This window comes from Patescibacteria group bacterium, from assembly GCA_041674405.1.
In the GTDB taxonomy this organism is placed as follows: domain Bacteria; phylum Patescibacteriota; class UBA1384; order XYA2-FULL-43-10; family XYA2-FULL-43-10; genus JBAYVT01.
Window position 1 is genome coordinate 83,451 of record JBAYVT010000005.1, and the last position, 18,372, is coordinate 101,822.

Below are 18,372 nucleotides of genomic sequence, written 5' to 3' on the forward strand. Positions count from 1 at the left end.
AACAATATTGTCATGGCGCACTAACAAGATTTGAACCGACGAAAAATATTTCTGGATATTCCGGTGATGTATAGGCGCTGGAAAAATCTTTGAGCGATTCAGATGCGGACAGTGCCATCGCTTGCCCTTGTGTATCGCGGAGTGTTTGGCTGAAAAATTTCCTACCATTCCCATCATTTGCGATTTCAAGGTGAGCGGCTAATACATAAGAATATTTCGATGTAAGATAGGTGTAAAAATATTCATTCGGATCCGCATGCCAAGTTACATGGTTTTGGGTATTATCTTTTTGTTTAGGATCTTCCGCCATAGGAAGGGGAATATATCCGTTGAGAAGCCCATTGAGACCGCTAGACCAGCGATTAGTATTGGGTCCACCATCCGGGTTTGACAATGAATTACAGCTTCTTACCCGATACCAATTTTGGCCGGCTGGAACATTTACTGCATCATATGGATATACCCTTCTATCGGCATGAAATGCTTCAATTGCCGCAGCAATTGCCTGAATATCAGCCTTTCTCTTGTTGTCCCGCGCTTTTGCCTGGGCATTGGTATATGAAATGATAATAATTGTTGCAAGAATCCCAATAATTGCAACTACGACAAGCAGCTCAATTAATGTAAATGCCCTTGATTTTGCTAAATGCCGTCTCATCTATTTGTGTGTTTATCTATAAAATAGGCCTTGTTATTGTCATGATCTTGTTGGTTGTAAGAAAAATTTGGCGGATCAGTGGTTGCGGGACCATATCCCCCGCAAATCCCGCCCACAGGGTAAAAAGCGGTGTTTCCGGAAGAAGTCTCAAGACGGGTAGTCAAACAATACTGATTTGGCCACAATATAACCCCGTAAGAATAAATCTCACTTTGATTCCACGATTCAAGTCCATTGTATGAGCTGAGTGCAACCTTTGGATCTTGCGGTAGAGAACTAAGATAGCCCGAAAGCCAATTGCCCAACTTGGGCCAATAGCGAGGGTCTGCAGAATCGTTGACATATGAGGCGAAGGTATCATGATCTGTGTTGGAATACCTATGCTTATCGGCATATCTCATTTCCAACGCACTGGCGATGGACTCGAGATCGACCTTTCTTTTATTATCTCTGGCTTTGGCTTGTGCATTATTATAAGAAATGATAATTATTGTTGCCAAAATTCCGATTATTGCAATAACAACCAATAACTCAATTAATGTGAAACCTCTTTTTCTGTCCATATCCCCTCCTAAATCCTAAAATATCCAAAATACCAATCAATAAAATATTGTCCCCAAATAAGGGCAATCAGCGCCGAGGCAATCAAAAACGGGGCAAATGGCAAACTATCTTTCATTTGTTTCTTTTTAGTAGCTAAATATATTACACCCACTATTGAACCGAGAACAAAGGCAGCGAAAATCAGAAACATCGCTCGCGGATAGCCAACCATGGCACCAACCAGAAAACCAAGTTTGATATCGCCTGCCCCCATCCATTTTTCCCTAGATACAAGCACGAGTATAAGCGGGATCGCTCCACAGATTAATGAACCAATGAGCATATTAGATAATCCAAAATTTCCAAAATACCATGATCCCAAAAGGGCGATTACAAGCCCTGTCCAGACAAATTCTTCCGGAATCAGTTCGGTTTTAAAATCATATACAAAAACGACGGTGAGTATAGAAAACAAAATCGCATAAAAAGCAAATTGCCACCCCAGCCCAAAAATATAATATAAAACTAAAAATAATAGGGCTATCCCCACCTCAACGATTGGATATTGGATTGATATTGTTTTTTTGCAATATCTGCATTTTCCGCGCAAAATAACATAGCTTAAAAATGGGATAAGATCATACCATCTCAGCACCTCTTTGCAATGTGGACAATGTGACCTAGTATAAAGAACGCTTTTCAAATCATCAATACGGAAAATTATAACATTCAAAAAACTGCCAATCGCCAGTCCCACAAGAATCGCTATGATTGGATAAATATACATTAAAAATACTCCTTATTCAATTTTTAAATTAATACCCACAGGGTCCCCCTAAGGGGACCTTTGTAGAAACTAATCTGTTAGCGCATAATTGTAGTTTGCGGGCAACCCAACTGTTGAGGTTGGTGCTGTTGCATTCACTATTTGATATGTGCCCTCAGTGGCTCCCGGAGTAGCCTCACCTTTATCCGAATCTGCTGTATTTTCAAGCTCTGCGGCTAGAGCAAAATCAGCCGGGGTGCCAGCAGTGCCATTGTGGGATAAATACATATACGGATTTGTTCCCTGTGGATCTGCAGGCATTGTCTTAAGATAAAGCCCTCCCGCAATAAGAGCGGCTGTAACCGTGTTTCCAGAAGCTGCCAAAGATTCAAAAGTATCATCAGCGGTAGCAGCCGGGAATTGATCCTTGTCCGTGTTATATTGGGCGAGAGCGGACTTGATCGTACGAAGATCATTTTTTCTTCTCGCATCGCGAGCCTTGGCTCTGGCACCATTAAGCGCTACAAGCACCATAGCTGCCAAAATGCCAATGATGGCGATAACTACAAGAAGCTCAATTAATGTAAAACCTCTTTTTTTCATAAAAACTCCTAATGATTTATTAGTATTGTACTAATCGCAGTTTGATGTTGAGCCAACAGTACAAGTAATAGATGGATACCCCGTAGCAGGAGTTACAGCCATTGCTGTTAACGTCGTTCCATTTAAAGCATTGGTTACCGTGTAGGAGTAACCGTCACTGGCAGCTGTTAATGTTGGCCAAACAACATTTGCCGCATCTGATGATACGCCTGCGGGGATATTGCTGCAGATATTACCAGAGGGGGTTGTATTTGCGTGAGCTGCACCAAGATTTCCACCATCTACCACACAAATAGAAATCGTCTTTAGGGCCTGGTTAAGATTTGAAACTGCTGCAGCTTTTTTGGCGGCCGGCCTTGCATTAGATAATGCAATAATAATGATCGTCGCCAAAATGCCAATGATTGCGATAACCACCAAAAGCTCGATAAGTGTAAAACCTCTTTTTTTCATATTCCTCCTTTAACGCTTATTACAGTCTTGATCGACCCCTCCTAGGACAAGACAGTTTTTTATATTAAAACTACTGAATTTGCGCAATATTATAAATCGGCACCAAGATTGCAAAAATGAGAAATGCCACGCCAAAGCCAATAACCAAAAGCACGGCTGGTTCAACCAGAGTGGAAATGCCCTTAATTTTTTCGGATGTTTCAGATTCATAATATGTTGCAACCTTATCCAGCACCTTATCCAGTTTGCCAGTCTGCTCACCAACAGCTACCATCTGCCCCATAAGTCCGGGAAAAGAAACGTCCTTGGAGAGTGGAACGGAAAGCGGAACACCTTTTTCTACTTCTAAAGCCATCTGCGCGATACTTTCTTCGTAAATTTGATTATTCATTGTGGCACCAGCAATTTTTAATGAATCAAGTATTGGCACGCCAGACGAAATTAGCATTTCGAGCGTACGCGAAAATCTGCTCATGTAAATCCCTTCGGATAATCCTTTAATACCGGGAATTTTCAATTGCCATATGTTTAGTGTTCTGGCTCCCACGTCAGAAACGAGCCAAAAACGAATTCCCAAAACCAACAAGATCAAGATTATCAAAGCTAGCCACCACATATTTGTGAAAAATCCTGAAAGGGCTATCAAAACCCGCGTGGCCACCGGCAATGTAACACCATTCGCCTTAAAAATTACATCTAATTTTGGAATAACCGCAACAAGCATATATACACCAATACCAAGCAGGGCAACAAGTATAAATATCGGATAATAAAGTGCGCTTTTGATCTTGCCCACAAAATTGTTATCATTTTCATATTTATCAGCCAGTTGCGATAATACCACCTCGAGATTACCCGTTGTTTCTCCTGATCGTGCAACAGACACGAAGATTCGGTCAAAAACGTTCGGATGTTTTGCCAGTGCTGTTGAAAAAGCGTAACCTTCTTCGATATCCTTGAAGATTTCATAATAAGCAGCCTTTAATTGTTCATTCCGCGCTTGCTTCGCGACGATACTCAATGCTTTTGACAATGTAAGCCCAGCACCAATCATTGTGGCGAGTTGGCGGGCAAAAACAGCTTTGTCTTTTAGGGTTGCTTTGGAAACAAACAGATTATTAAAATTTAGTTGTTTCCTTTCTGCGATAATTTCACTAGGAAACAACTTGTTTGAAAGGAGCATTTTTTCAGCCGCAAATTCATTCGCCGCTTCTACCGAGCCGGTTACATTTGCCCCTTTGTCGTTTTTTGCTTTAAATAGAAATTTCGCCATATATCAGTTTGTTGTTATTGGTCCGTAGTTTTTAGTTAATTTCAACTGGCTTTTAGTTTTTATATTTAAGTTATTAACTAGCTTAATAAACCATCATCTTAAAGCTCTTCGGATCAAGCGACCATGAAAGCGCATCCTCGAGCGTAATTTCGCCCCTTGATACCAATTCAGCCAACACTTTATCAAGGCTGATCATGCCTTCAGACGCAGAAGTCTGAATCACATTTGGAATTTGATGAATTTTACCTTCACGAATCAAGCTGCGAATTGCAGAGTTCGCAATCATAATCTCTGCGGCCATGACGCGACCACCATTGACTTTTGGAATCAATCTTTGTGACACCACCCCAAGAAGCACTGAGGCTAATTGCGATCTTACCTGTTGTTGCTGGTGTGGCGGAAAAACAGAAACAATACGATCCGCGGTTTGAGCAGCGGAATTTGTATGAAGTGTGGTAAACACTAAGTGGCCAGTCTCAGCCATCGTAAGAGCCGCATCTATGGTCTCCAGATCTCGCATTTCACCCACCAGAACAACATCCGGGTCTTCACGAAGGGCTGATCGCAGTGCACGAGCAAAAGTATTGGTATCCTGCCCGACCTCTCTTTGTGAAATGAGTGATTTTTTGTGTTCAAAAACATATTCAATTGGGTCTTCAATCGTAATGATATGATTGCGTTTTTCGGAATTTATCCGGTCTATCATTGCAGCCAATGTGGTAGATTTTCCTGAACCAGTCGGTCCGGTAATAATTACAAAACCCTGGCTTGGCTCGGTAAATTTCTCTAAAATCGGCGGCATGCCCAGCTCTTCAAATCCCCTAATTTTGCTCGGAATTAAACGAAGCGAAGCAGCTTCGTAGCCCTTTTGGTAGTAAATATTGACACGAAAACGCATTTCTTTGTAACCAAAAGAGAAATCAATCTCCTTTTTCTGTTTCAAAAGAAGAAGAACATCTTCAGATACGATACCCGAAATCAACTCTTTGGCTTTTGCCTGAGTGACTGCTGGCACTTCTGGAATCGAGAACAATTTACCATCTACGCGTAATGTGACCGGAACACCCACGCTAATGTGAATATCAGAAGCATTCTTGGATATCGCATATTCAAGATATTTGCTCATTTCCGGACTTAATTTCCCCTCCGTCATATACCCTCCAAAATAGTACTAAAGAGCACCTATAACCATTATAAATATACGCTTAATTGTAGTCAACTGCTTTTAAGATTTTGAGGTTAACGCTTTATTAGCTGCTTGTTGCACGGAATACTTCATCAATAGTGGTCAAACCCTCAAGTGCTTTAAGTATTCCATCTTGTTTCATCGTAATCATCCCGTCTTTTAAGGCCGCTTCTCTGATTTCGTTCGCCGGCCTTTTCTCAACAGTAAGGGCCTCAATTTCATCTGTCATGCGCAAAACTTCAAATATGCCGATTCTTCCCACATAACCTTGTGAACAATTACTGCATCCCACGCCATGGTAGAATTTAAATTCTGATGGAATTCTTTTTTTGTCTTGTTCGTTTTGGGCTGATATGGCGGATAATTCTTTTTTAACCTCTTCGATAAACGCTTGCGGAACTTTCATTTCCTCTTTGCACTTTGGGCAGATTCTACGGACTAGTCTCTGTGCAATAATGATGTTGATTGAAGAGGTGATCAAAAACGGTTCAATTCCCATATTTGTAAATCTGGGCAAAGCGCCCGAAGCATCATTCGTGTGAAGAGTAGAAAGTACGAGGTGGCCAGTAAGCGCGGCGTGAGTTGCCATCTCAGCAGTTTCCCCATCCCTAATTTCACCAACCATCACCACATTTGGGTCTTGGCGCAGTACACTGCGCAATCCTTCTGCAAAGGAAAATCCGATACCTGGTTTTACCTGGCACTGGTTAACTCCATTAATTTCATATTCAACAGGATCTTCGAGGGTAACAATATTCACCGATGGTTTACTGATTCGATTAATAATTGCGTATAAAGTTGTGGATTTTCCAGAACCAGTGGGGCCTGTGGACAGAATAATTCCGAATGGTTTTCCGATCGCCTCAATAGTTAAATCAAAACCACGGCCGATCATCCCCAGGTCTTCAAGGGAAAGAATGCCCTGATCTTTGTCTAGGATTCTCATCACAATCTTTTCGCCATGCACCGTAGGCAGTGAAGAAACTCGAACATCCACCTCTCGATTCTTAAATGTAACGTCAAACCTTCCATCCTGCGGAACTCTTGTTTCATCAATTTTCAGTTTTGACAAAATCTTCACACGGCTCGTAATCGGAGGATGCAAAGACAACGGCAATCTGATAATATCTCTCAAAATTCCATCAATTCTATATCTGACGCGCAGATCCTTTTGTTCTGGTTCAATATGAATGTCAGATGCGCGCTCAAACAAAGCGAAATTTATTAAAGCAGCAACTATCTTGGGTGCCGAAGAATTCTTGATATTGCTTTTTAGGCCCTCGACATCAACAATATCTCCTTTAAGATAGGCCCCGATGTTTTTTTCGCTTTCTTCCACGCTTTCATCAGTTTTTGGATTTTTTTCAAGCTCTTCCGTTGCAATTTCGCTGATATCAGTCTTTGATTCGAGATCAGGATTATCACTTGGCTGCTCACCATTTTGCCCTGCAGTCTTATCTTCAACGCCATCGCCAGTTTTTGATTCAGTCTTTGTGGGTGATTTTATATCTTCCGGGGCAGTAATATTGCCAACCGCAGCTGTTTCTCCGCCTGGCTGAGCCCCAAATGGGGCAACGATTGTCTCTTTTTCATCCCCACTCTCTTCGCTGTCAATTCTAATTACTGGCGTTACCTGAGAAACGGGCTCCTTTTTTCCAAGAAAAGAGCCAAACAAGCTCGAAAGTGTAATAATTTCATCACCAGATGATTGCTTTTTTTCAATAACTTTTTCTTTGGTTTTTTCTTCTTCCACCTCTACTTTGACAGAATTTTCTTTTTTATTCTCAAGCTTTTTCTTGTATGCCTCGATCGCATAGTCGATATCTTCGCGAGAAGTGGCAAAAATTTGAAAATTAATTTTGTTAGCATTCTCCAAAGATTTGATGGCCTTGTGCAAAGCAGTATCATCTGGGTTCTCTGCTGCCAGAGCGAATGAATTATCCGTTTTTTTGTAAAAAACAACTACCCGATACTGCTCAATAAATGAAAGCGGAAGCTTGCCCAGATATTCCGACCTTATGTCCTGATTTCGCAAAAAGACCGTCGGATAACTTCCGGTAGACAATAAATCCTCAAACTTTCCCTTTTGGTCGTATTGTTTTAACGCCTCCAAAAAATCTGATTTTGCGGTTATATATAAATCTAAATTCAAATGCCTATCTTCGATAATTTTTTGAAGGCCCTTGTTGAAATTTAGAGACAATTCCGTGGGATTGGCAACAGCAAGCTGCAATGATCCCTCCTTAAGCCCAAATGGGATCACAGAAAATTTTTCTGCAACTGATTTCGGTATAATACCAAAAACATCGTGTGGAATTTCAAAATTCTTTAGGCTGACATATGGGATTTTCAAAAGAATACTATACGCTTTGTTTATGGTGTCCGAACTGACAATACGATTTTTCAAAAGAAAATTTTCCACATCTCTATTGGTTCGGTATTTTTTCTTGAGTTTGGTTGCGTCAGGTGCGGTTAGTAATCCCTGCATTACAAACACATCCAAAACAGACTGGGTAATAGAATTATAATCCAATCCATTCAAAAAATAAGAGTTTTTTGAAACTGTTTGTGACATTGTATTCATTTCTCTTATTCCGGATTAGCAAATGGGTTTGCTTTGCCCATTTTTGTAGTTGGGTCAGGAAGCGGTATTCCGGCATTGTTCTCACGACCCTGAACAAGCGTCTCAGCTTCATCCTTAACCCCGGAGATGTCAAGAGTAATATAAGATGCCGTATTTTGTACCGAGATGCTTGAATTATTTTTCCAGATCATGTAAAAACCAACGATAGCGATCGTGAGAAATATTAGGCTTAAAATTAAATTGAATGTTCTTTTCTTCATTGTGTCTCCCCCGCACTAACACTTCCTCTGGTATAAACCTCCAGGGTATAAGATGCCGATATGATATTTTCTTCCGGAGAAGTCATTGATAGCGCCTTTATGCGCATAAATTTAATGCTTTTTTCGATCGTGTCGGTAAATGCGCTTATGTTTTCAAAAGAACCGGAAACTGAAAAACTTACATTCAATAGATTTCCTGCTGTTACAGTTTCCGCCCCCTCGCCCTCTGTGGTGGAGATTGCAGGAGCAATGTCTATGGATGGAACAGCCAATGAATTTTTTGTAGCCATTGCCTCAATTTCAGAAATTAAATTCGGCTCATCATTGTCGGATGGAACCGCGATCAAAAGCTCATTAATGGTATCCGATATAGAAGATAAGCTGCTCTTTGCCTCTTCGATCGAAGCAATTTCATTTTTTGCATCCGAGACTTCTGCCGATAATTTCTCTGCTTCAGCCTTGTTGTTAGAATACGATGGAAGAATAATCTTCCACGATATCAAGAAAACAATAATTGTAAGAATTACTGCGATTGAATTTGAAGCCATTTTGCTGTTTGTTTGTTTCATGATAAATCCAATTTTATGGCGCTACTTCCGGAGTTATGTTTTCTGTGTTCACACTATCTCCGTAACCATAGGTTGAGCTGCTATCAGTCCCGGAACTATCCGTTGTGACACTGCTTGATGTTGAAGCAGGTGTTGATTCGCTGGTTTCAGTTTCAGCATTTGATGACGTAGTAGTAGAAGAAGATGTGCTGCTCTCGGTTGTGACTTCCTTTGTCGTATCTAGCTTGAAGGAAACAGAAAATGTTACTTTTTCGTTTGGCGGCGCATCCTCTGCCGTCGACATGGAAACGCTCTTTAGCTGAAGATCAGAAACTTTGTCGTATGATTTAAGCGCAAGCATAAAATCTGCAACGGTGCGATATGATGCGGTAGCGCCATCTAGGCTAGCTGTTCCATCGGAAGTGAGAGCGATCGTTGAAATATGAACATCCTTCGTAAAATGCAAATACAAGTTATCTAGAACCTTTTTCTTGCTTTCCTGCTGAGTGGAAACTTGAGATAGGATTGAAATTACATTTTTAAGTCCAGTAACGTCATTGATAACTTTTTGATTTTCCACTAAAGCTAGGGTTGCATCCGCGGATTTTTTTTCGCTTTGCTTTTCGGAAATTGTAGTCTTAAGCGATGCGTCCGAAAACCAGATAAAACCCAAAAATAAAACCGCTACAACAAAAGATAACCAGACAATCAGAGACGAAAAATCCGTTTCTTTTCTGTCGGCAAATTCGACTATTTCTTTACCACTTTGGTTATCGTGTACACCCGGTTTTTCTTCCGGCATCTCCCCTCCGAGGGCAATGTTATATCATCAAAGATAATTGTAACACAACTTTCTGTCTATACAAATTTTATATCACATAAAATCTCAATGCAATACCTAAAAGTTATCTTTCGGACGCAACCGGCATATTGAAATACCTGAATCCGGGCGGCCAATTGCCCGAAAGATTATAATCATATGCAAATCTGATATTTACAATATTAATACCTCGGCCTGATGAATCCAAAACAATAAAGTCTCTCGCAACATACGAACCGTTCATCGTTACATTTTGAGTAAAACCAGTGGTGTTTTGAATTCTGATAGCTCCCAGGGCAAACATCGCAGCCGTTATTTTGCTGTTGCTATAAAGGCGAACATTTCCAGTGCCATTAACAATGATTCCGAGCGAATTTGACGGATTCTGAGAATCCTCAGGACTAATATTCACTCCATCTTGGATAGTCAAAGTGCCATTAATAATGATTGTTCCACGCCCGCTATATGTAATCGATTGACCAAGGTTAACATTGCCGTTTACAACCCATATTTTCCCTTCGGGATATTTTTCAGTGTTATTTCCGCCTACTCCCCCGGTGTAAAAAGAGCTGTAATCATCCGCCTGCAGATGCCAACGCAGACCCCCGGCCAAATCTGCCGGAGCATTTATCACTTCTGCTTCTCCCGCAAGATCATTTATCCGATTTGTATATGAAGATCTCTGGCTTTCAGCATAGGATGCTTGCGCCTCAGAATTTAGCGTGTAATTTCGGATATTCCAACTGGCGTTTCTGTTTGAGTTTAAATTCAAATTTTTACCATACACTTGAAAATTATTCAGAACATCTGCACTACTATAGATATCTCCCTGGACAGATAACACTGGATAAAAAAGCGTCGAAATTTCAAGCCCCGTTGAACCTCCAATTTTTGTGCGACTAACCATATTCCGAATCGATGAATTTGCAGGATCAAGGCGATAGCAATATGGGTTGGTCGTGATTTTATCCCAACAATATGCCGCGCCCGGAGAGACTAACATCGATTGATTAAACCCGAGTAGATAATTCTGGTCAAAATTAATTACTGCTTCGTTGCCGTTCATTCCGGAATAATAAACTTGGCCACTATCTTTTGTGACTGTTAAATTTCCAACCAAAACTTGCGGAAGCTGATATGATTCAGCAAAAGCATTTGCCGGTATAAGCGCAAATACCACTAATAACGATAGAAACAAATATATTCTAACTAATCTGGTCATGATCGCTCTGTTAATTAGTATGTTCGAACCTGGCAATAATATGTGATTGGGGAAGTAAGTGGGTTCTGGCCATTATTCGCCCATTCTACAAAATCTCCAGAATTTGGGTCGGCGCTTGCAACAAATGTTCCGCCATTTAAATAAGCATCAAACCCAAGGCTACTGCTCCCTGTTATATCCGACGGCTCGCATCTGTATCGGTAGGTATCACTTGGAATTCGCAAAAGTTCATCATCTACCGTTGCAACGCCCGTCATATCGCCAATTTCAATGGACACTTGAATTACATCCCCTAGCTGCAGCGCATAGGGATTAAAAGCAGCCCCAGACCCCTGCCTATTTATCGGAACCAGTTTTTTGCGAATATTAAATTGCGGCCCACCTGTTACAACTATTAATCTGCCATCTTGCCCATCATAAACTTTATCCCCATCGCTATTATTGATTGACCAAGCCCCATTCTTGCTGCCCCTGGCTCCACTCACTCTCGAAGCTGTTCTAATAGCACTTGAATCAAGATTGGAGTTTGTATATTGAATAAATATGTAACCCCCGCCTCCCCCAGACGATCCATCAATGTTATACAAAGGCACAGAAATCAAATTACGGTTGCCAGTGATTGGAATCTCTTGGGCAGATGCTGAAAATACTCCGGACAAACCAACGCCCACATTCAAAGTTGAGACCCTAATATTAATACTTCCCCCAGCTCCTCCGGCATAACCAGAGTCATTGTCATAAGGCTGCTGCATAGAACTGGTCCATCTTCCCTCAGCAAAAATTGCTCTTGAAGATTGAATGGCTAAAACTGATGAATTTATTTCTAATAAACCACCACCGTCACCACCACCATTCCAGCTTCCAGTATATCCGCCCCCAGAACCAAGACTACTTGGATTATCAGCTGGTCCCCCGTATGTGTTATTTGGCCAATCTGGCGGTTTGCGCCACGTATTACCTCCACAATTTAACCCACTATCACCGGCCCCACCTTCTCCTGCATGCGACCCAGCACTAGCAATTGCGGTACACCCACCATTCATTGAAATACCTCCGCCTGGCGCTCCATCAAACGAAACGCTACCTCCCCTAAGGCGAGTTGAACCATAATTCGGTTGAGTCCCAACACCCCAAGCACCCGCATACCCAGATCCGGTTGCATCAATTTTTCCACCGCTTCGTATTAAAATTGTGTTGGCCACATTGAGATGTAGGCCCGCTGGATTGTTATTATAATTATCCGCATATGCTTGATCCAACGCATTCCAATTAATAGTTCCCCCATCATAATGCGAGCCTAAAATATTGTAGCTTGGAATCGCGCCACCTTTGTCATCCCAAGTACCAAGTGGATCGGCTACTGGGGTAGAGTTTTGCCCCCATCCTTGCCACTCAAATTTGAAGGTATCATCGTTGTGGTATGCATCCCATTTGCCATAAGACTCGCCGGTTCCTCCATTGGAACCAACAGGACTATCGAGCATTCTTAAATCTTGCCTTAAATTCATGTTACGCTTGTGTCCAGCCAGAACCGCATTAGAAAAGCCAGATCCCATATTAAGGTCATATTGTGGAATAGTCTTTTCGGTATAGGCAGAAATATAATAGTCGAAATCCATTCTTCTCACCAAAGATGTATTTACAGTTCCATCTTCATTGGAGCCATAGAAATTACTCAGAGGCATAGCTACAGCAGCCACAGCAACGCCATATGGGGACGAGGGATTGAGCTCGATATAATTCAACCAGAGTTGTGATGATCCACTGACTTCACCAAAATAAATTTTAACCGGCACATAAGTAGTGGACCCAGTTCCGGTCATTAAGGTTCTTGTGCACGCATCAAGGCCATAGTATCGATTCGCTGGTGATCCATTGCCAGCATTATCGCCATATATTGGCCAACTAGCCGATAATGAGTCACTATAAATAGTATGCCAGTAAGTAGTATCAACTGTTGTAGCGGGTGCGCTACACGAAGCGTCGGTTCCGACTTCGATTGCCATCGCATCATCAAGTTTTCCTCCGGCCGCTTGAGGAAATATAAGATTTGTACCTGTTAATTTTATGAAACCTGTCCAAACCACTCCCCAATAATCAGATGAATATGTGGGGCGATTCAAATGCCCCGTTCTATCTGCATATGCTTGGGTTAATGTACCATTATTTGTAACTGTCAAGTTATTTAAATTTACCGATCCCTCTGCCATCAATGTTGCGAGTCCAGATGTACTGCCTACCGTAAGGTTTGTGTTTGAATCCACTGCAAAACCGGTATCAACATTGTAGAATGTGCTTAAAAATCGCTGGTCGAGCTGAGCATCATTCATTGCCGGCAAAAAAGGAGATTGGTATGTATAAATATGTCCGTCAGTTTTCAATAGGTACGAACCAGTTTGAATTGTAACGTCATTACCGGTTTGCACTATCGCTGCCCGCGTCTTGCTCGCGCCGTTCATCATATTGGTCACAATGGCAAGCCCAGAAAATATCACAAGCAAAATAAGCGCCACATACGTGAAAATTCGCCTGCGATTTATACGATCAATTATCGAGATCTCTCTCATATCCCCTCGCAATAAATATATCTTATGAAATTTTGATTACAACGATATTATAAACACTACGGAAAAACTATACAACTCTTTTTAATTTCTTCTTTGCCTGTTCTATTTGAATTATTGCCTTGACGATGTCCTCATACATTTTATATCGGCTTTTTATCCCGGCCCAGATATCATCATTCTTTTCTTCCTTAATTACCTGGGTTAAACCGTGCAAAACCACAATCTCACGCCGCTCCTTTGGAACAGCCGCCGTAATCAATGCATCAACGCCGAATCTGGAATGTTTAATTTTTGCAAGTGGAGGCAAATTCTTCCGCCAAATCACACGTTGGCCGGAGATTGCAGGAAATGCCCTATTGGCGATTTTTGTGGTTGTAAGCTTATCAATATTGAATACACCAAGCGAAAGATCAGCCGTTTTCATAAATGCCACCGGTCCCAAAAGCTCCAAAATATGCCCCTCTGTTAAACCAATCAAGTCGGCATCCAAAAACAACAAAAGCGGATGGTGCGAATGTTTAATGCCATTATATAAAGCCATTCCCTTGCCGCCATTTTGTTTGTTTTTAAGAAGGCGTACATTTGAATATTTTTTAACAATTTCGCATGTTTTATCCTTTGAGCAATCATCCACAACAATTTTTTCATCAATAAAATCAAGCGGAGCGACTACGTCGAGAACTTTGCGAATATTTTTTGCTTCGTTGTATGCACAGATAATCAGTGAAATTTTTTGTTCAAATTTCATCGCAGACTAATTATACCAAACTATAAAATAAAAATCAGTTTTTGTCGTATAAACGCAGCAACTCCCACAGACTGGCTGCGGGAGTTGGAGATCTGCCGTTCCCCGGAGGGAACATTACGGCGCGTAGCTGGGGGGAGTGAGATGGCCAGCAATGGTCGTCCCGTTGTTCGTAGTGACGATGTCACCCTCCGCGGCGAAGTTGGCGGCGAGGCACGCCGCCGCGCCGTCTACCGAGATGTGGTTGCCGTCCATGGCGACCACCTCCATCCACCAGGAGCCCTCCTCGTACTGCATCAGAAGATAGGGCTGGGTGCCCTGGCCCAGGTCCAGACTCCGAAGAGCCAGAGACAGGATCTCCTGGCTAGGCCGGATAGGGACCGACCCGACCTCGACATCGGCAGTGTTGTAGACCTTGATCTGGCCGTTGCCGGTCCCGTCGCGGGACATGGTCAAGTACGTGATGCCATCGCCGCTGTCGAGGCGAGCGATGTTGCCCAAGCCGTCTGTGGCCCACTTCACACCCGCCGTCGGGAAGGCCGGGTCCACGCTTCCGCCTCCGCCACCACCACAACCAGTCGAGATGAGGATCGCCACCAACATGGCGACCAGTCCGACCAACAACATCCATTTGCGCATGTTCATCACCTGTTCCAGGAGTTCGTACACCATGTGGCGGCATACGTATTACAGCGCCATCAAACTAGCATATATTCAGCAATTTGTCAATAATAGATAATTATTTTCTGCCGTTATGCTACCGGCCACAAAAAATTCTTCAGCCAAGCCAATCAAAAAATTTCCAACCATCTGGCTGGAAATTTTTTGTCAGACTTGCATACCTTTGTATATCCGAAACACAATGGATAAGCATTGTGAAGTTGTTTTTAAAGCTACTTTATCCTAATAAAAATAATCAGCTCTAAACTGATTATTTTTTGCAGAAAACATTGGAAGATACTGGAGATTGTCTAGCGGTAAAACATTTTTAACGACAATACGGTACTTTAAAGACTAAAGTACTTGTCAAGTTCCTTGATCGCTGACCTAAAAGCTTTTCCCCTATGATTTATTTCTATTAAATCATTTGGGTCGAACTCAGCATTTGTTTTTTTATAATTAGCATTTTTTGATAAAAATATGGGTGCGTATCCAAAACTTTTTGTTCCTTTTGGCTCGAGTGCGATGCGACCATCCCACCTTCCTTCGGTTGTCTTAACAAATTTGGTTGAAGGATCATATATAGCAACATTGCAGTTATAATGACAACCCCGCATACTCATCGGAATCTCATTCATCTTTGACAGAACTTTTCTGTTATTTGCCTCGTCTGTTCCTTCTTCCGAATAACGGGACGAGCATATTCCCGGTTCTCCACCAAGAGCATCAATGCAAATTCCACTATCATCAGCAAGCGTAGTCATTTGCAAATTGTCGCCAATTACAATTGCTTTAATTAGCGCATTTCCTTCAAAACTTTCTGCATTTTCCTGAACCTTAAGATCAGCAATCTTGTCTTTATAATCATAAAGGAATTTCAAGTCATAATTTGAGTTCTTAAAAATCTCCCGAATTTCCCTTGCCTTACCTTGATTCGCAGTGGCGATTAAAATTGTTTTTTTCATAAATTATTATTTAGGATATTGTTGGCTAATATAGTATCAGAAACACAAGTTCAATTCCAGCCATTTTTTAATGACAAAATATCCAATCTGTAGGTGGATATCTTTGGCAATGTAAATATGCAAAGTTAGAACTTGTTATAATGCCGCATAATCAAAACGGCCGCCCCCGAAGAGGCGACCGTCTGATAATACACCGGAAACGCTCCGGCGCGACTCACTAGCGAAGGCTGAGGTAGCCTTGCTTCAGTTGCTCGTGAGAGATGGTGATGGTGGCGTACAGCACCCGGTTCTCGTCGATCAGGCTTCCGGGATTCTCGAAGTTCCAGGACGGCAGCCAGAGCAAGTTGTCCACGTAGTACTTGAAGCGAACCACAGGGGGGCCTTGCTCGCTGGTCAGGACCTTCACCCTCTCCATCGGAAGAGAGCTAACGAAGGTTGGCACATCTCCCCCGCTTTGGTTTTGGGGAAGCGACCAGCAGAAGACATAGCTGACTCCTGGCCGAGACTTTCCCTCGACGCTGCCCTCGACGTAGCCTCCGAGGAAATTGCCTCCCCCGCTTAGGCTTCCACTGAGGTCAGACTTCTGGCCTTTGCTCACCAGCGGGTTGAAGACCAGTGGATGGGGCCCGAGCAGATGGTATCTCTCCAACTGCCCAATGTTCCACTTCACCCATCCAGTATCTCTGGCAGACTTCTCTCTGGCCCGCTTGATGGCAGAGTCATAGAGTTCGAAGTTACCTATCCGTGGGTTAAAGCTTCGTTCCCAGAAGTAGTCGGGCGTGTCGAGCCTGACTTTCAGCCAAGACTTGTCCGCGGGAGTCAGCCCCTTGGAGCAGCCTACAACTGACACACCTACCAACAGAACCAACAACACGACAGCGATCTTTCGCATCTTGATCGTCCCTTCCTGGATATCGGTCTAGATTTGTGTTTCAGAGCTTAAACACAATAACACAATATTACAAATATGTCAATTATTAACTTCATTGAAGTTATATAAATATAGAACTCAACAAAAAATAACCAGCACTAAACTGATTATTTATTGGCAGGATATAGCAACTGAAATCAGAAACTTTTATTTGAGTGCAAATGTTCTATATTAGTTTCTTTTCTTTTAAATATCTTAAACCAACGAGACCCGTTGCCATGTCTGTCAGCTCTCCGGAAAGCAAGTGTTTCTCAAATTCATTTAAACTTAGTAATACTACTTCGACAAACTCAGTTTTTTCATTTTCTGGTTCTTTCACTTGTTTGCAATTTAGTGCTATAAAATTATGAAGTTCGGTATCCGAATAAGCACACTTATAAGCCTTATTAACAAGGTAAAATTCTCCTGTATAACCAGTTTCTTCCAGTAACTCTCTTTTTATCCCATCAACCGGATATTCATTATTATCGATGCCTCCACCAGGTAGCTCAAGCAATATTTTCTCGCACCCAGGTCTAAATTGTCTCGCTAGAATTATTTTTTTATCTTCAGTAATCGCCAGCACTGCAGCAACAGGGCCCTCTTTCTTTATATGATAATTCTCAACTTCTCCATCAGGCATGCGAAAAGTTTTTTTGATAATTTTTCTAAAACCAACCTTAATCGGCTCTTCCTCTTTTATTTTTTTCCACCTTATACTCATTATTCTTTCTCCTTTTTATCATTTACCAATATCACTCTAGCAAATTCACGCCAATTGTTCTAACAATGTATTACCTATACAAAAATAACCACTCATAGAGTGGATATTTTTTGGCGAAGAACAGCGAAAGAAGTTAGAACTTGTAAATTAGTGCCCCGTGATAATAATTGATGGAAATGCTGTTTTAAACAGCTCCAAACGCTCTTTGGATTTTTCGATACTTTCGTCGGCGTACTGCTTAATTTTTTTCGATATCTCATTGCCCTTAATGCCATTCACTTTATAATCCGATAATTGCACCTCTGTTATATGATCCCAAATTGGGAAACTTACTTTCTTATTGATAACATCATCGGAAAATCGCTTAGAAATACTCTGATAATAAAATCCCCTGTCAAATGGATGAAAATAAACTAGGCAGATTTCATCGGCATGCTTGCCAAGAATTCGTTGCAAAACCGTAGGATCGGCAATGGCCGAATCTAAAGCGATGTTTGAAACGGCTAGCATATTATCAATAAACCCTTTGGCTGTAGTTTCAAAAGATTCTTGCCATTCCTTTGGGGCAATCCCGCCATAAACAGTAAAAGCTTCTTTGTCTTTTGCCCCAAATTTATTCCTCACGCTTTCCCGAACGATCAGATCAAATTCAATATGCTTATAGTTTAGACTTTCTAGCTCCCTGGCAAATGTTGATTTGCCCGTACAGGTTTTGCCACACAGGACAACTATTTGTGGTTTTTCGCAAATTATTCTTTCTTTCACTTGATTTGTAGTCAATTTCATTCTTCTAGTTTAGCACTTTTTTATTTTCTTCTATCAATTGGGTTATATTCCCGAGTGCCATATACAAAAAATCACTAGTCCCAGACTAGCAATCTTTTG

Annotated in this window: 19 protein-coding genes; all 19 read right to left on the reverse strand. The window is 41.7% G+C overall.

The window, feature by feature from the left end; genetic code table 11:
* Window positions 1-10: 10 nt before the first annotated feature.
* Window positions 11-658: a prepilin-type N-terminal cleavage/methylation domain-containing protein gene (locus tag WC080_04055; protein MFA7244434.1), complete on the reverse strand. Its 648-nt coding sequence runs from the start codon at window positions 656-658 to the stop codon at window positions 11-13.
* The gene (locus tag WC080_04060) at window positions 655-1,221 is read right to left on the reverse strand and encodes a prepilin-type N-terminal cleavage/methylation domain-containing protein (protein MFA7244435.1); all 567 of its coding nucleotides are present in this window, start codon (window positions 1,219-1,221) and stop codon (window positions 655-657) included. Before WC080_04060 ends, WC080_04055 begins: the two co-directional genes overlap by 4 nt.
* A gap of 8 nt (window positions 1,222-1,229) precedes the next feature.
* Window positions 1,230-1,988, reverse strand: coding sequence for a prepilin peptidase (locus tag WC080_04065; GenBank protein MFA7244436.1), 759 nt, complete (start codon window positions 1,986-1,988; stop codon window positions 1,230-1,232).
* A 69-nt stretch (window positions 1,989-2,057) separates the two neighbouring features.
* Complete coding sequence (locus WC080_04070) at window positions 2,058-2,570, reverse strand: prepilin-type N-terminal cleavage/methylation domain-containing protein (GenBank protein MFA7244437.1); 513 nt, start codon at window positions 2,568-2,570, stop codon at window positions 2,058-2,060.
* Between the two features lie 30 nt (window positions 2,571-2,600).
* Window positions 2,601-3,023, reverse strand: a complete 423-nt coding sequence (locus WC080_04075; protein ID MFA7244438.1) for a prepilin-type N-terminal cleavage/methylation domain-containing protein — start codon at window positions 3,021-3,023, stop codon at window positions 2,601-2,603.
* A 70-nt stretch (window positions 3,024-3,093) separates the two neighbouring features.
* On the reverse strand, window positions 3,094-4,296 hold the full coding sequence (locus tag WC080_04080; protein MFA7244439.1) for a type II secretion system F family protein: 1,203 nt from the start codon (window positions 4,294-4,296) through the stop codon (window positions 3,094-3,096).
* An 82-nt stretch (window positions 4,297-4,378) separates the two neighbouring features.
* Window positions 4,379-5,449: a type IV pilus twitching motility protein PilT gene (locus tag WC080_04085; protein ID MFA7244440.1), complete on the reverse strand. Its 1,071-nt coding sequence runs from the start codon at window positions 5,447-5,449 to the stop codon at window positions 4,379-4,381.
* A gap of 97 nt (window positions 5,450-5,546) precedes the next feature.
* Window positions 5,547-8,066 carry a type II/IV secretion system protein gene (locus WC080_04090; GenBank protein MFA7244441.1) on the reverse strand — a complete coding sequence of 840 codons (2,520 nt, stop codon included), beginning with the start codon at window positions 8,064-8,066 and terminating at the stop codon, window positions 5,547-5,549.
* Between the two features lie 5 nt (window positions 8,067-8,071).
* Window positions 8,072-8,326: a hypothetical protein gene (locus tag WC080_04095; GenBank protein MFA7244442.1), complete on the reverse strand. Its 255-nt coding sequence runs from the start codon at window positions 8,324-8,326 to the stop codon at window positions 8,072-8,074.
* Entirely contained in the window at window positions 8,323-8,895 is a 573-nt protein-coding gene (pilO, locus tag WC080_04100; GenBank protein MFA7244443.1) for a type 4a pilus biogenesis protein PilO, read from the reverse strand. The genes WC080_04095 and pilO overlap by 4 nt, the downstream gene beginning before the upstream one ends.
* 13 nt (window positions 8,896-8,908) lie before the next feature.
* Window positions 8,909-9,676 carry a PilN domain-containing protein gene (locus WC080_04105; protein ID MFA7244444.1) on the reverse strand — a complete coding sequence of 256 codons (768 nt, stop codon included), beginning with the start codon at window positions 9,674-9,676 and terminating at the stop codon, window positions 8,909-8,911.
* A gap of 103 nt (window positions 9,677-9,779) precedes the next feature.
* Complete coding sequence (locus WC080_04110; GenBank protein MFA7244445.1) at window positions 9,780-10,916, reverse strand: hypothetical protein; 1,137 nt, start codon at window positions 10,914-10,916, stop codon at window positions 9,780-9,782.
* Between the two features lie 14 nt (window positions 10,917-10,930).
* Complete coding sequence (locus tag WC080_04115; protein MFA7244446.1) at window positions 10,931-13,483, reverse strand: hypothetical protein; 2,553 nt, start codon at window positions 13,481-13,483, stop codon at window positions 10,931-10,933.
* A gap of 67 nt (window positions 13,484-13,550) precedes the next feature.
* Entirely contained in the window at window positions 13,551-14,231 is a 681-nt protein-coding gene (locus WC080_04120) for a glycosyltransferase (protein ID MFA7244447.1), read from the reverse strand.
* Window positions 14,232-14,345: 114 nt separating this feature from the next.
* Window positions 14,346-14,900 (reverse strand): hypothetical protein, encoded by a 555-nt coding sequence (locus WC080_04125; protein MFA7244448.1) that lies wholly within the window; start codon window positions 14,898-14,900, stop codon window positions 14,346-14,348.
* A gap of 335 nt (window positions 14,901-15,235) precedes the next feature.
* On the reverse strand, window positions 15,236-15,853 hold the full coding sequence (locus tag WC080_04130; protein MFA7244449.1) for a non-canonical purine NTP pyrophosphatase: 618 nt from the start codon (window positions 15,851-15,853) through the stop codon (window positions 15,236-15,238).
* A gap of 217 nt (window positions 15,854-16,070) precedes the next feature.
* The gene (locus tag WC080_04135; GenBank protein MFA7244450.1) at window positions 16,071-16,745 is read right to left on the reverse strand and encodes a hypothetical protein; all 675 of its coding nucleotides are present in this window, start codon (window positions 16,743-16,745) and stop codon (window positions 16,071-16,073) included.
* A 205-nt stretch (window positions 16,746-16,950) separates the two neighbouring features.
* Window positions 16,951-17,487 carry an NUDIX hydrolase gene (locus tag WC080_04140; GenBank protein ID MFA7244451.1) on the reverse strand — a complete coding sequence of 179 codons (537 nt, stop codon included), beginning with the start codon at window positions 17,485-17,487 and terminating at the stop codon, window positions 16,951-16,953.
* 147 nt (window positions 17,488-17,634) lie between these two features.
* Window positions 17,635-18,273, reverse strand: coding sequence for a hypothetical protein (locus tag WC080_04145; GenBank protein ID MFA7244452.1), 639 nt, complete (start codon window positions 18,271-18,273; stop codon window positions 17,635-17,637).
* Between the last annotated feature and the right edge of the window lie 99 nt (window positions 18,274-18,372).

What these genes read in the sequence shown, in the direction of transcription:
- WC080_04055 (MFA7244434.1), bottom strand. Translation starts at nt 658, where the DNA reads ATGAGACGGCATTTAGCAAAATCAAGGGCATTTACATTAATTGAGCTG.
- WC080_04060 (MFA7244435.1), bottom strand. Translation starts at nt 1,221, where the DNA reads ATGGACAGAAAAAGAGGTTTCACATTAATTGAGTTATTGGTTGTTATT.
- WC080_04065 (MFA7244436.1), bottom strand. Translation starts at nt 1,988, where the DNA reads ATGTATATTTATCCAATCATAGCGATTCTTGTGGGACTGGCGATTGGC.
- WC080_04070 (MFA7244437.1), bottom strand. Translation starts at nt 2,570, where the DNA reads ATGAAAAAAAGAGGTTTTACATTAATTGAGCTTCTTGTAGTTATCGCC.
- WC080_04075 (MFA7244438.1), bottom strand. Translation starts at nt 3,023, where the DNA reads ATGAAAAAAAGAGGTTTTACACTTATCGAGCTTTTGGTGGTTATCGCA.
- WC080_04080 (MFA7244439.1), bottom strand. Translation starts at nt 4,296, where the DNA reads ATGGCGAAATTTCTATTTAAAGCAAAAAACGACAAAGGGGCAAATGTA.
- WC080_04085 (MFA7244440.1), bottom strand. Translation starts at nt 5,449, where the DNA reads ATGACGGAGGGGAAATTAAGTCCGGAAATGAGCAAATATCTTGAATAT.
- WC080_04090 (MFA7244441.1), bottom strand. Translation starts at nt 8,066, where the DNA reads ATGAATACAATGTCACAAACAGTTTCAAAAAACTCTTATTTTTTGAAT.
- WC080_04095 (MFA7244442.1), bottom strand. Translation starts at nt 8,326, where the DNA reads ATGAAGAAAAGAACATTCAATTTAATTTTAAGCCTAATATTTCTCACG.
- pilO (MFA7244443.1), bottom strand. Translation starts at nt 8,895, where the DNA reads ATGAAACAAACAAACAGCAAAATGGCTTCAAATTCAATCGCAGTAATT.
- WC080_04105 (MFA7244444.1), bottom strand. Translation starts at nt 9,676, where the DNA reads ATGCCGGAAGAAAAACCGGGTGTACACGATAACCAAAGTGGTAAAGAA.
- WC080_04110 (MFA7244445.1), bottom strand. Translation starts at nt 10,916, where the DNA reads ATGACCAGATTAGTTAGAATATATTTGTTTCTATCGTTATTAGTGGTA.
- WC080_04115 (MFA7244446.1), bottom strand. Translation starts at nt 13,483, where the DNA reads ATGAGAGAGATCTCGATAATTGATCGTATAAATCGCAGGCGAATTTTC.
- WC080_04120 (MFA7244447.1), bottom strand. Translation starts at nt 14,231, where the DNA reads ATGAAATTTGAACAAAAAATTTCACTGATTATCTGTGCATACAACGAA.
- WC080_04125 (MFA7244448.1), bottom strand. Translation starts at nt 14,900, where the DNA reads ATGGTGTACGAACTCCTGGAACAGGTGATGAACATGCGCAAATGGATG.
- WC080_04130 (MFA7244449.1), bottom strand. Translation starts at nt 15,853, where the DNA reads ATGAAAAAAACAATTTTAATCGCCACTGCGAATCAAGGTAAGGCAAGG.
- WC080_04135 (MFA7244450.1), bottom strand. Translation starts at nt 16,745, where the DNA reads ATGCGAAAGATCGCTGTCGTGTTGTTGGTTCTGTTGGTAGGTGTGTCA.
- WC080_04140 (MFA7244451.1), bottom strand. Translation starts at nt 17,487, where the DNA reads ATGAGTATAAGGTGGAAAAAAATAAAAGAGGAAGAGCCGATTAAGGTT.
- WC080_04145 (MFA7244452.1), bottom strand. Translation starts at nt 18,273, where the DNA reads ATGAAATTGACTACAAATCAAGTGAAAGAAAGAATAATTTGCGAAAAA.